The following is a 12,645-nucleotide window of genomic DNA, read 5'->3' on the forward strand; positions in this document are numbered from 1 at the left end:
GCGTCAAATTTCCGGTTTTGGGCATTGAAAAACACTTGCCGGTGACCACTCTGTATAGGCATGTGATGGAGCATGAAAACGATGATGAAAAGCACACTTAAACGGATCGTGGCCGCGATCACACTGCTTGGTTTTTTTGCCGGCCCGGCGTTGGCGGGTGGCACGCTGTCCATGACCAAGGCAGATGGTGAAACGATCCAGGTGCCCCTTCAGGAACTGAAGGAACTGCAGGCCACTGAAATCAACACCTCGACCCAGTGGACGGAGGGTGTTCAAACCTTCCGTGGTGTTGCCTTTGACCTGCTGTTTGACACCTATGGTCTGGAAGCAGACACCGTGCGTGTTTCAGCACTTAATGATTACAACGTGATGGTGCCGGTCGATATCCTGCGTGAAGACGGTGCCATTCTGGCCTATCACCTCAACGATGCCGAAATGTCGGTGCGCGAGAAGGGACCGTTCTGGGTCATCTTTCCATATGATGCAGACGAGCGGTTTCAGACGGACACCTATTGGGCTTATTCCGTCTGGCAGGTAAAGTCGGTTGATGCAGCGAATTAAGTCATTCTTTTTCAAGACGACGGGCAGGGCCATGTTTATCGCATTGGTCCTGTTTGTCGCGCTTTACGGCATTCTTTCCACGGCAATTGTCCGCCAGCTTGACGATGAGCGGTTCACCTATCGCGAAAATTTCGTCTGGGCGGTTTTTCAGGTTCAGCGCCAGTTTCTGGTGGTTCAGCGCGATATCGAGGCCGCGTTTGGCCGGGCTGGTCTGGATGACAATATCGTCGACGAGATTCTGCTGGAATATGAAATTCTGGTAAGCCGCGTCTTCCTGCTGCGCGATGGCGAAGGTTTCAAGGTGCTTTTCACAGTGCCGGAAGTTGCCGAAACGATCGAACAGCTTGAAGTCCAGATCGACAAGATCGACGCTACCCTCGCGACCATCGCCGATCCCGAAGAAAAGCTGAGCACGCTTTATCGCTTGTTGGAGCCGATGAACGAGGCGTTGCAGCAGGCGGTGGTGAGAACCACCAACTTTGTCTCGGTCTACAATGCCAACAATATCTCGGTCGTGAAGACCGACATTCAGGTTCTGTCCTATCTGTTCTTTATTGGCGTAGTCGTCATGGCGGTTCTTTGCAGCTTTTTGATCCGCCAGCGCCAGAAGATTTTTGCTGCCGATATCGCTGCCCAAAAGGCACGTCAGGAACAGGAAGTGATCGAAGAAGCCGCCGATTACGCCAAAATGCACGCCCTTGGAACACTGGCTGGCGGGGTTGCCCATGAAATCAACACGCCTGCACAATACATCCAGAACAATCTGGAATTCCTCTCGGACAGTTTTTCCGATCTGGTCGGTGCAATAGAACGCAAGAATCCGAGCGAACCGGCACGGCTCAATCTTGAAAAAGACAAGATCGACTTCATTACCGAAGAAGTGCCGATGGCCATAGATGAAAGCATTCAGGGTCTGAACCGCATTGCTGAAATCGTGCGTGGCATTCGCAAGTTCGCCCATCCGACCACTGATGCAGTCGAACTGATTTCCATCACCGAGGAAATCGATACTGCTGTGACGCTGACCCGTAACCAGGTCAAGCATATCGCTGATCTGGACGTTGTCATGCAATCGGATGTCACGGAGGTCAGCGGGCGCCGAAACCATCTGTCGCAGGCGCTGATCAATTTGATTGTCAATGCATCCCAGGCCATTCGCGAAAGTGACCAGCGACGGGGCAATATCGACCTGCTGGTGACGTCTGACGAGGACAACGTCTATATCCGTCTGCGCGATAATGGTGGTGGGGTGCCTGAAGAAATCCGTGAAAGGATTTTTGATTACTTCTTTACCACCAAGGAACGCGGGGTCGGGACGGGGCAGGGCTTGCCGATTTGTCGCAAGCTTATTCAGGATGATTTCAACGGCGATCTGACCTTGTCAGCGGATTATACTGACGGGGCCGAATTCGTGATCCGGCTGCCAAAACCCGATCACGCCGCGATGGCCGACACCAGTTCCGACCTTCTTGAAGGGCCGAGTGACCTTAACAGTCTTCTGAGATAGTCCGCTGAAATAAAACCAACCAGTCCGGCAGATGGAGTTCGATGTCCAATTTGGCATGAGAAATTTCAGATCGCGGTCTGCGTGATTGTTCCGTGCACGGCGCGTTCCAGCGGAACATGTTTTTCAAGGCAGGTCCGTTCCCAGACTGGCCAGTCGGCGGCCGCGCCGCATTTGGTGATATAGCCGCTGGCCAGATCGTATTTCCGGGCGCGTTTGGCACCATCAACACCGGCCTTGCGGGCAAAATGCTGTGCGGCATAGACAATCAGCAGGCTTTCCGATTGGGCCGTTGGTGCGGATTCCGGACGATGGTGAAACGCGATGTTTTCCGTGATTTGATGGGGAAAGCCCCAACAAGCGCTAATGCAGGCGGAAACAGCCGGATGGGCAAACCCCATCTCGCTGACTTCGGCCGATATGATATCGCAGTTATCGGCGTCTGCCCGCCGACGACTGGCGGCATGTTCGTCTGGCAGAACATTGGCGGTAATGACTTCGCCGATGTGACACAGAAGCGCTGCTGCACGGATCTGATCGACGGCTTCAGGAGCCAGATTTCGAAGGCGCGCGATATTGGCGGCCATCTGACCGAGGACAATTGGACGGTGAAGGGCGATATCGATCTGGTCGCTGTCAAAATTGCTTGGCTGACCCAATTCGCACCAAAGGGCACACAATGCCTTGATCGTCTCGATGCCAAGAATATCCAAAAGCGTGATGAAATCGGGATGTGCCTCTTTCGGAACAAGGTCTTCACGCCGGGCAAGCACGCCCGCGAGTGCGGTCAGTGCCGGGCAATCGTGGGCGAATTCATTAAGCTCCGTATGGCTGCTTGGGCCGCTGAATTGCAAAATGGTGTGCAAGCGCCGGAAGGTCGATGGCCACATCAGATCAGCTGGCACACGAGACAGCAGATCAACCAGCAAGGGATCGCGCAAATACCCGTTAAGGATCAAACCACGTTCGGCAGCATGAATGATGTCATTGTCGCTGCACGGCTTGGTCAGGAAGTGATGCGTGGCGGCCGCACCATTCTGAATGGCGATTTCGTCGGCATAGCCCGACAGCAAAATGCGCGATGTCTGCGGGGATCGTTTTGCGACAATGCGCAGGAACTCTGCCCCGTCCATTGATGGCATGCGCATGTCGGAAATGACCACATCTGCAGGCTGTTCTTCCAACCCGATAAGGGCCTGTTCTGCGCTTTCGTAGAATCGCACATGCCAGCTTGGCCGCTTTGAAAACATGCGCCGACGCAAACCCCGCAAGACATTGGGGTCATCGTCGACGAATATGATCGAAGCATTTTGGGTCATTTCTTTGGGCGTATCTAGGAAATCGCCGCCGACAGGCTGGCGGCGTCACAGGGTTTGCTCAGCACAATGCTGGCCCCGACGGATTTGGCTTCCTCGTTAACCTTGGTATCGTAAAACCCGGTCAGCATGATTTTGCGGGTTCCTTCCGCATTCTTGATTTCGCGGCGCTTGATTTCATAGAGCAACTCGATGCCTGACATGCCCGGCATCATGTAATCAAGGATTACCACGTCATAAGGCGTCTGTTTTCGGCCAGCTTGGGCAATCATTTGAAGGGCGTTTTCGCCATTCTCGGCGACATCAATTTGCGTCACTCCAGCACTGCGCAAGACGCGCCGCACCGAAAAGCGGACTTCAATACTGTCATCAACCAGCAGAAAACGTTTTTCTGCATTGGCTTTGCCGTAGGCATTGTCGCCCTTGCATCGGCGCAGGCCCTCGGCGATTTCAATATCATTCTGACTGTTGCTTGGTGAGGCGATGTTCATGGCGTGCCACCGAATGGATTGTACAAGATATATGTAGTGTTCAGGTGACATTTTCCACGGTTTGAGCCGTTTTCAATATCCCCATATGAGGACAGCAAAAAAACGCGGCCTGCCTGGATGGCAGGCCGCGTTGCGGATAGCGGATGTTTTCTGTTTTCGATCAGGCGGCCATGTCAAATACAAGGGCCTCTGCATCACTGGCATCATCAAAGACCAGAACGTCTTCATCCTTGATTGCTGCGCCATCACCGGCACGCAGGGTTTCACCATTCACGCTCAGGCTGCCACGTGCGACCTGTACCCAGGCGATACGGCCTTTTCCGATCTTGTGCTGCGCACTTTCACCATCATTGAGATGGGCGACATAGAGATCGGCATTCTGATGAATGGTGATCGAGTCTTCCCGTCCATCGCGGCTGCCAATCAGGGTCAGGCCGGAACCGGTATCACGCCGTGCGATTTCCTTTTCCTCATAGCCCGGCTCAAGACCGGCGGCCTCGGGAATGATCCAGATTTGCAGGAAATGCACCGGATTGGTTTTCGAATGGTTGTATTCGGAATGGCGGATACCGGTCCCCGCCGTCATGCGTTGCAGGCGGCCCGGACGGATGACCGACCCGTTGCCGATGCTGTCCTTATGTTCAAGCGCACCGTCCAGAACATAGGAAATGATTTCCATATCCTTGTGACCGTGGGTGTCAAAACCGGCACCGGGAATGACCCGGTCTTCGTTGATCACGCGAAGTGGACCCCAACCCATGCGATTGGGGTCGTAATAGTGCCCGAACGAGAAGGTATGATTGGAATCAAGCCAGCCAAACTGGGCGCGGCCACGGGTATCTGCATCAACTTTGATAAGCATTGTCTACCTCCATGAGGTTGTCTGTACTGTTGTTGAGAACAGAATACCTTTTTCCAATAAGGAGACAATTCACGTAATTATCGCCAATGTGTTGCGAATTGCGCAACAATCGACCCAGACCCAGACCCAGACCCAGACCCAGAAGGTCCCCGCCCTATTTGAGTTTTCATGTCAAACCAGCGATCCAGATGGTTGCACGACGCGTATTACAAACTAAGCTCTAGAGTTAGCAATAATGGTGAAGGGCATGACAGATCTTGAAATGCCGACACTGATGATGGTGTCCCATGGCAACAGTGGTAAAGGTGGCGACCCGGCTGGTGATCTTGCCCGGACCATTGCGCCTGACTGGAATGGTCCGGTCAGCTTTGGCTATATGCGAAGCACGCCAGCGGTCAGTGACCAGTTTGAAATGCTTAAGGCATCTGGTGCTGCCGATCGCCTGATTGTATTTCCGCTGTTCTTTAGCGAGGGCTATCTGGTTTTCGAAGAACTGCCCGCCAAGCTGCATCAGGCGGGGTTAAGTGACACTGTTATCCTGCCGCCTGCAATCAATCTGCCCGGTTTTGCTGAAATGATTGCCGCGCGCGTCCATGCATCTGCACGCAAGCGCGATTGGGATTTGTCGCAGACCTCTGTTTTCCTTGTTCCGCACGGCTTGAAGACATTGACGCAATCGCTGCCGGAAACCGCGCGACTGGCTGATCGGCTGAGCCGGATTTGCGTCGGGGCGGAAATCTGCATTGGCAATATCGAAGGATCTCCGTCGCTTGCCGATTGGCGCGATATCGGATCGCACCGCCAGGTCATCGTGGTTCCGATGCTGGCAGGTGGCGGTACCCATGCACGGGAAGATTTACCCGAACTGATTGATGCAAAATCCGGTGAAATGATCGACGTCTTGCCACCCATTGGGCAGTGGTCGGAATTGCCCGGACTGGTGTTGGACGAAGCTGAACGACATGTTGCGCGCTTTGGCGGCATGGCGGTTCCGCTTGGCCCGACCGGTCAGGATCTGTGGGGCGAACGGGTTCAACGATCCGCCTGAGGATCGCGGTTCAGCCCAAGACCGGCTTGAACCGGGTTTCAGCCGATTTCCGTAACAGATAATCGCGGAACAAACGCGCAGCACTGGTCAGGTTTGAGTCACCCTCGTGGGCAATCAGCAGCTGGCGCTTTGCCCAGTCATCGGCAATTGGCGCGCCGGCGATATTCATATGCCCCAGATATCCCGCGACCGAGCTTTTGCGCAAAAAGCCGATACCAAGACCGGCTGCAATCATCTGCCGCAAGGAGCCAAAACGCACCACGCGGATATGTGGATGCATGTCGAGTTTCATTTTGGCGGCGGCTTCTGAAATCAGATCATCGATTACCCCGCCTTCAAACAGCGAGATGATGTCGTATTTCGCAGCCTCGGAAAATTTAACCGGTTTGGGATTGTCTGCATTGGGAATCAGCGGGTGGCCCTTTGGTGTCACAACCCAGATCGGATCATCACAAAACACATCATGGGCCAGACTGCCAAGCGGACTGTTATCGGCCAGAATGGCAAGATCAGCCCGACCTTCGCGGACGGCCTCGGCACTTTCGCGCGATGTCAGTTCGCGGACATCGACCGATATATGGGGAAAATCGCGTTCAAAATCGGCCAGAAAACCCGGCAGGCCCGTCAGGATCGCCGAGGTCACGGCGGCAAGATAGATCTTGCCCTTTTCGCCTGCGTTGAAATCACGCAATTCGTTGGAAAGGTGGTTCAGATCGCCCAAAAGCTTTTCGCCGTAACGGGCAAAGATCGTGCCTTCTTCGGTCGGTTCGACCCCGCGTGGCAGGCGGCGTAGAAGTTTGACACCCAGCATGGCTTCAAGTTCGCCAATGCGGCGCGAAACAGCCGATGTCGCGATATGTTCGCGCCGGGCGGCTTCATTGATGCTTCCGGCGCGCACGATGGCGACAAACAGCCGAATGGTAACGATGTCAAACTTTTGCATGGAACCGTTGTCGGTGGTTCACCCCGCAGCGTCAAGGGCTTTGCAATGCGATGACACAAAGATCTTCACAAACCGCAAGGTTTTGGGAAATTAACCCTGAACCTGACGCATTGCCTTGTTCCAGTCTGCAGTCAGATCTGCGTGGTTTTTCGCCTGGGAGGCCTTCATGATGATTGCCACCTGAAAGGCCTGCACAAGGGCCTTGAACCAGCCGGTACGGACTTCACGTTCAATGCTGGTGGCGTCATTATAAGCAATCGTGGTCATGGCTTTGATCCTTGTAGATCGTGTGTATCTGGGGTGACTTCAGGTATATCGGCAGCCGGTTTTGATGACTATTCTCCTTTCACCGCTATCCCGTTCTTGTTTGGAGAACGGTATAATCAAGATATTGAAATAAAGTCGTTATTTCATGTTGCGCTGCGCAACAAGCAGGCAGGTTTGAGAATGATGAACCGGGTTTGACCGATTTGGGTGCCATCTGTTGCAGGCGACTCAACGCGGTTTTCCGGTCTGGACAATTTCTGCTATAGCTTGGGAATTCTTGATCACAGGGGTGGCCCGAAAATGACCGGTTCAAACGATAATCTTGCCTATGAACAGGCCCACGGCAGTGGCCTCCAGGATCATCTGGGCTATCGATTGGTGGAATGGGCCGAAGACCATGCGGTGGTCGAACTTGATGTGCAAAACCATCACTGCAACCGGGCCGGAATTCTGCATGGCGGGGTTCTGACAACCCTGATGGATACGGCGTCGGGCTATGCGGTGTGTTTTTGTCCGGTGCCGGGCAATGTGCGCAGATCCCTGACACTGTCGCTGACCACCAATTTTCTGGGCATGGCAAAACAGGGAATTGTGCGTGTGGTTGCGCGCAAGCAAGGGGGCGGTCGCAAGGTGGTCTTTACCGAGGCAACGGCTTATGACGCAGCAGGCAATGTGATTGGCACATCAACAGGCACGTTCAAATATCATCGTGGCAGTGACGATCCGAACGGTGTGCCACGCGACGCCTGATGTGTGCTTTCGGTTTCGTGCTGAGGAGGGTTTGAGGCGACGGCCTCAGTTCAGTCTTCCGGTTTCCAATCTGGCTGTGTCGGAAATGAAATGACGTGCTCGTCGAGTTGGTCCCAATGGGGTTTGTCACACGCAAAGATGACAACCTCGATACCCAAGTCGGAAGCATCATCCATTGTCCCGAGTGACAGGGTCATATGGTCAGGTGTGCGCGTATTCGTTCCATGGATGGGACTGCCGCAAGTGGCGCAAAACGATTTGGTAACTTCTGACCCTTCGCCGGACATGTATTTGAACTGGGACAGTTTTCCCGTTACCGAAACAGATTTCGATGGGAACATGGCACCCACTGTATGACCCGTCCCGCTCAGGCGACGGCATTCTTCACAATGGCATTGTGCGACAACTTTCGGCTGTCCGTGGGCAACATAGCGGACGTCACCGCAAGCGCATTTTCCGGTGTAGTTTTTACTCATGGGCCAGGCTCGCTCTGCGGTTTTGGTGGGTTATCGTTGTGGTTCAGAATACTGAGTGTAGCGGCGGAAATACCGTACCTGACACACAAAGAATCGTGATGATCCCTGAAGATGAAAAAACGAAAAGGGGCGCGATAACCAAACCGCGCCCCTTTTGTTCGTCTCATATGTAACGGATTAGCCCGGCATCTGCCATTTGCCATTCACCAGACGCGGAATGTTCAGCGGATTGGCATCCTTGATCGGGGCGGGCAGCAAGGCATCCGGGAAGGCTTGATAGGAGACCGGACGGATAAAGCGTTTGATCGCAAGCGACCCGACCGAGGTCGAGCGCGAGTCTGTGCTGGCCGGATAAGGACCCCCATGCACCATCGAATGGCAGACCTCGACACCGGTCGGCCAACCATTGATCAGGATACGACCTGCACATTTTTCAAGCGCCGGACGCAGTGCACTGGCCAGATCGGCATCGCCATCAACCATGTGTATGGTTGCGGTCAGCTGACCGATCAGCGTGGCGGAAAGGGCGATCATTTCTTCAACATTGTCACATTCGACAATGATGCCAGCCGGGCCAAACATTTCCTCGGCCAGTTCCAGGTTGGCTTTCCAGTCAGCGGCTGTGGTGCGGAAGATCGCCGGGCTGCCTTCAAATTTGCCATCAGAGTCGCGGCGTTTCAGCGCGCATGTCACTTTGCCATGTTTGGTCATGGCATCGGTGACGTCGTGATAGGCGCTTGATACGCGATCGGTCAGCATCGCCGTACCTTCAATCTGGCCAAGCTCGCTTGCAGCTTTATCGACAAAGCGATCAAGGTCAGAACCCTTAAGCGCGATCAGAAGACCCGGATTGGTGCAGAACTGCCCCACACCCATGGTTAGCGACGCAACCCAGCCTTTGGCAATGTCGGCCGCCTTTTGGCTCATGGCTTCTGGCAGCAGGAAGACCGGGTTGTTCGAACCCAGTTCGCCATAGAACGGGATCGGTTCCGGACGCGAAACCGCAATGTCAAACAGCGCACGACCACCACCGGTCGATCCGGTAAAGCCAACCGCCTTGATCAGCGGATGGGCAACCAGTGCTTGGCCGACCTTGCGGGTGCCGCCATGGATCAGGCTGAACACGCCTTTGGGCATGCCGGTTTTCTTGACCGCGGCCTCAATGGCCTTTGCGACAGTTTCCGAGGTGCCCGGATGGGCAGCATGGCCCTTGAAGACAACCGGGCAACCAGCAGCAAGTGCGGAGGCGGTATCACCGCCTGCGGTCGAAAAGGCCAGCGGGAAGTTCGATGCGCCAAAGACACCCACCGGACCCAGCGCCTTGTTCATCACGCGGATGTCGGGTTTTGGCAGCGGTTCACGATCGGGCTGTGCGGTTTCGATGCGGGCTTCGAACCAGGATCCTTCTTCGATCCAGTCGGCAAAGAAACGCAACTGGCCAACTGTACGGCCGCGCTCGCCGGTCAGGCGTGCAGCAGGCAGGGCAGATTCAAGCGTCCCGATTTCGGTGATTTCATCGCCGCGTGCATCAATCTCATCAGCAATGGCGCGCAGGAATTCGGCACGCTTGGCCGGCAGCATGGATGCGAATTCTTCCGCACAGGCCTGGGCTGCGGCGACCGCCTGATCGACAATTTCCTCGGTGCCGTGCTGGAACTTGGTCGGGAGCTTGTCGCCCGTCGACGGATTGTCAGCCTGAAATACGTCCGGGCCATCAAGCCATTCGCCTGCGATATAGTGCTTTCCACTTAGCATGTGGGAATCTCCTGTGGGGTTAATCCTGTACCTGACGGGATTGCGCAGTTCGACCCGGCCTGACACCACACACCCGACAAAGCGGGCGGGATCAAGCCAAATGGCGCAATCTGAAAACTGGCCGCAGCTTAGATTTTCGGACTGCTGATGTAAACATCATACAATATGATAATAACGTGGCATCGCTGAGCGGCCTAACGAGGTGGGGTCATAAAATGCACCAATCTACTATTCGAATACTTTATACAAAAAATAAATCCGATTGATAACGCAAGTCTTTCTGGCATTGCGTTGGTGGACGTTGTCTTGGGAAGAAGTTGCGAAGCAGCGCATGAATGCGGACAGCGCGCGCAGGATGGCGCCGTCAATTTCCGCCGTTCCTGGTTTTGACGACATGCAAGCGTGATGGTTCAGCGCATTTGAAATCAGAAATGTGAGGAAGGTTCACAAACGCGATTGTGGCCCCAAGGTCGGGCGCGTTTGTCTGTCGCTGCCTGGCGTGGCGGTGGTCAGCTAGCTTCAGAGGTCGGCATGCGGCCAAAGATGCTGGCGAAATCGGTTTTGCCCGGCTTGGGGCGCTGCAATTGCAGGCGGTCGCGGATGGCGTCAAGGTGACGTGACATTTCGGCTGCCGCGACATCCCCGTCACCGCTAAGCAGTGCATTAAGCAGCTGGTCATGTTCGGTGTGGGAGCAATCGACCGGTTGCGGGCTTTCATACATCGCAATGATCAGCGATGTGCGCAGGATCAGCCGTTCAAGAAATTCCTCGATCACCAGATTTCCGCTGAGGCGCGCCAGCAGCAGATGGAATTCCCCCGACAGGATGATGGCCGCGCGATGATCACCGCGATGATGGGCGTCATGTTCACGATCAAGATGTGTCTTGATCTGTGCAGCGCGTTCGTCCGTCATGTTGGTTGCGACTTTGCGCACAACGCCATCCTCGATCATGCGGCGTGCAGAAAAGACTTCGATGGCCTCGTCAATGGTCGGTTCGGATACAAAGGCACCGCGGTTGGGGACCAGATTGATCAGCTTGTCATGGGCGAGCTGCAGGAAGGTTGCGCGAATACGCGCACGACTGACACCAAAGGTCTTGGCAAGATCTTCCTCGACAAGCTTCATACCCGGTTCAAGACGACGATCAAGGATCGCGTCGAGCATCTCGTGATAGATCATTTCCTCCGGGCGCAGTTTTTCACTGCCTTTATAGCTGCCGGTCTGCTCGGCCTTGGCCATCGTGACGATACTTTCCATCGTTCATGTTCGTTTGGTGGTTATATATTTCTACAAAATTGTTGACGATTTGCACAACAGAAAACTGGCCTGTGATTATCACCCGTCAAATGAAGATGATTATAAAATTTGCACGTTAATCAATGTGCTCAATAAAAGTGCATAAAATGAACATAAAACGGGCAGAATGACGCTCCGCACAAACGGCACGGTTTCAGGCATTTGCTGGGACTCGCTGAAAAACTGCCAATAAAAACAAGTGGCACGCATCTTGCCTTGGATCGCTGACATGATTGTTAACAATTTTGCATGCAGCGACGGGTGAGCGGATGACGGGTAATGGGGCCATTGAATTGATTGCTGTCAGTAAATTCTATGGCAGCACACAGGCAGTTAAATCGATTGATCTGCAAATTCCGGCAGGGGCGTATTGCTGCCTGATCGGCCCTTCAGGGTGCGGCAAGTCAACCACACTGCGCATGATCGCCGGTCACGAGGTGATCAGCGAAGGCGATCTTCTGATTGGGGATCGCAATGTGACCGAACTGCCGCCGGTCAAACGCGGCACGGCGATGATGTTTCAGAATTACGCGCTTTTCCCGCACATGACCTGTGCGGAGAACGTCGCCTTTGGCCTTAAGATGCAAGGTGTCTCCCCATCGGATCGTAAAGATCGGGCCAAAGAGATGCTGGCCCGGGTCCATATGGAGCAATTTGCGGACCGCAAGCCCGACCAGCTCTCAGGCGGGCAGCAGCAACGTATTGCACTGGCAAGATCCCTGATTACCGAGCCGTCCGTCCTGTTGCTTGACGAGCCGCTTTCAGCCCTTGATCCGTTCCTGCGCGCGCGCATGCGTGATGAGTTGCGTCGCCTGCAACAGGAACTTGGCATCACGTTTGTCCACGTGACCCACGCCCAGGACGAGGCACTGGCCCTTTCGGACATGGTTGTCGTGATGGAAGACGGGATCATTCGCCAGAAAGGCACCCCGCACGAAATCTTTAACCAGCCCAAATCGCGTTTCATCGCGAACTTCATGGGTGGTCAGAACATCTTCAAAGGTACCGTTTCTGAATCCAGTCCGGCAGGCACCCTTCTGACAAGGGGGCCGGACAGCTTTCTTCTGCCCGGTTTTGCCGATGGCAAGGCGGGTGAAGAGATTGAATTCACCATTCGTACCGACCTGATCGGTCTGGACGAAACCCCACCCGAAGACTGCAAGAACGGGCAAATCCCTGTCGAAATTACCACGGTCGAGTATCTCGGCCTCTGGGTGCGCATTGTCGCCACCACGTCCGACGGCAAGGAACTAACCCTAATGAAGACCGAAAGCGAATTTCGGCAGGCACCGGTCAGGCGACTGGACAAATTCATCGCCTATTGGAAGCCGGAACATGCGCATGTTCTGGCCTGAATGAAATAAATCAACAATC

Annotated in this window: 13 protein-coding genes; 5 read left to right on the forward strand and 8 right to left on the reverse strand. The window is 54.5% G+C overall.

Annotated features, from left to right (window positions below):
* Positions 1–81: 81 nt before the first annotated feature.
* Together HED22_RS05990 and HED22_RS05995 are read left to right on the forward strand one after the other, a co-directional pair.
* Positions 82–561: a hypothetical protein gene (locus HED22_RS05990; RefSeq protein WP_254869801.1), complete on the forward strand. Its 480-nt coding sequence runs from the start codon at positions 82–84 to the stop codon at positions 559–561.
* A gap of 31 nt (positions 562–592) precedes the next feature.
* A complete protein-coding gene (locus HED22_RS05995; protein WP_167720128.1) occupies positions 593–2,068 on the forward strand; it encodes a sensor histidine kinase in 1,476 nt (491 codons plus the stop codon).
* Between the two features lie 65 nt (positions 2,069–2,133).
* Here the strand turns inward: HED22_RS05995 and HED22_RS06000 are convergent, their stop codons facing one another.
* The 3 genes from HED22_RS06000 to HED22_RS06010 form a co-directional block, all read right to left on the reverse strand.
* Positions 2,134–3,384, reverse strand: a complete 1,251-nt coding sequence (locus tag HED22_RS06000) for a response regulator (RefSeq protein WP_167720129.1) — start codon at positions 3,382–3,384, stop codon at positions 2,134–2,136.
* Positions 3,385–3,398: 14 nt separating this feature from the next.
* The gene (locus HED22_RS06005; protein WP_167720131.1) at positions 3,399–3,872 is read right to left on the reverse strand and encodes a response regulator; all 474 of its coding nucleotides are present in this window, start codon (positions 3,870–3,872) and stop codon (positions 3,399–3,401) included.
* 160 nt (positions 3,873–4,032) lie between these two features.
* The gene (locus HED22_RS06010; protein WP_167720132.1) at positions 4,033–4,734 is read right to left on the reverse strand and encodes a pirin family protein; all 702 of its coding nucleotides are present in this window, start codon (positions 4,732–4,734) and stop codon (positions 4,033–4,035) included.
* Between the two features lie 247 nt (positions 4,735–4,981).
* Here HED22_RS06010 and HED22_RS06015 point away from each other — a divergent pair, with 247 nt between their 5' ends.
* Positions 4,982–5,782, forward strand: coding sequence for a sirohydrochlorin chelatase (locus tag HED22_RS06015; RefSeq protein ID WP_167720133.1), 801 nt, complete (start codon positions 4,982–4,984; stop codon positions 5,780–5,782).
* Between the two features lie 10 nt (positions 5,783–5,792).
* Here the strand turns inward: HED22_RS06015 and HED22_RS06020 are convergent, their stop codons facing one another.
* Positions 5,793–6,725, reverse strand: coding sequence for a LysR family transcriptional regulator (locus HED22_RS06020; protein ID WP_167720134.1), 933 nt, complete (start codon positions 6,723–6,725; stop codon positions 5,793–5,795).
* A 90-nt stretch (positions 6,726–6,815) separates the two neighbouring features.
* Positions 6,816–6,992, reverse strand: a complete 177-nt coding sequence (locus HED22_RS06025) for a hypothetical protein (RefSeq protein WP_167720135.1) — start codon at positions 6,990–6,992, stop codon at positions 6,816–6,818.
* Positions 6,993–7,292: 300 nt separating this feature from the next.
* On the opposite strand from HED22_RS06025, the gene HED22_RS06030 reads away from it, so the two are divergent.
* Entirely contained in the window at positions 7,293–7,742 is a 450-nt protein-coding gene (locus HED22_RS06030; protein WP_167720136.1) for a PaaI family thioesterase, read from the forward strand.
* A 50-nt stretch (positions 7,743–7,792) separates the two neighbouring features.
* On the opposite strand, the gene HED22_RS19790 is transcribed toward HED22_RS06030, so the two are convergent.
* From HED22_RS19790 to HED22_RS06045, 3 genes are all read right to left on the reverse strand, one after another.
* Positions 7,793–8,218, reverse strand: a complete 426-nt coding sequence (locus HED22_RS19790; RefSeq protein ID WP_167720137.1) for a GFA family protein — start codon at positions 8,216–8,218, stop codon at positions 7,793–7,795.
* A gap of 177 nt (positions 8,219–8,395) precedes the next feature.
* Positions 8,396–9,973: an aldehyde dehydrogenase (NADP(+)) gene (locus HED22_RS06040; protein ID WP_167720138.1), complete on the reverse strand. Its 1,578-nt coding sequence runs from the start codon at positions 9,971–9,973 to the stop codon at positions 8,396–8,398.
* A gap of 509 nt (positions 9,974–10,482) precedes the next feature.
* Positions 10,483–11,232, reverse strand: coding sequence for a GntR family transcriptional regulator (locus tag HED22_RS06045; protein WP_167720140.1), 750 nt, complete (start codon positions 11,230–11,232; stop codon positions 10,483–10,485).
* A 308-nt stretch (positions 11,233–11,540) separates the two neighbouring features.
* Here HED22_RS06045 and HED22_RS06050 point away from each other — a divergent pair, with 308 nt between their 5' ends.
* A complete protein-coding gene (locus HED22_RS06050; RefSeq protein WP_167720143.1) occupies positions 11,541–12,626 on the forward strand; it encodes an ABC transporter ATP-binding protein in 1,086 nt (361 codons plus the stop codon).
* Positions 12,627–12,645: the final 19 nt, after the last annotated feature.

The sequence above is a fragment of the Thalassospira sp. HF15 genome (assembly GCF_011806525.1).
Lineage (GTDB): Bacteria > Pseudomonadota > Alphaproteobacteria > Rhodospirillales > Thalassospiraceae > Thalassospira.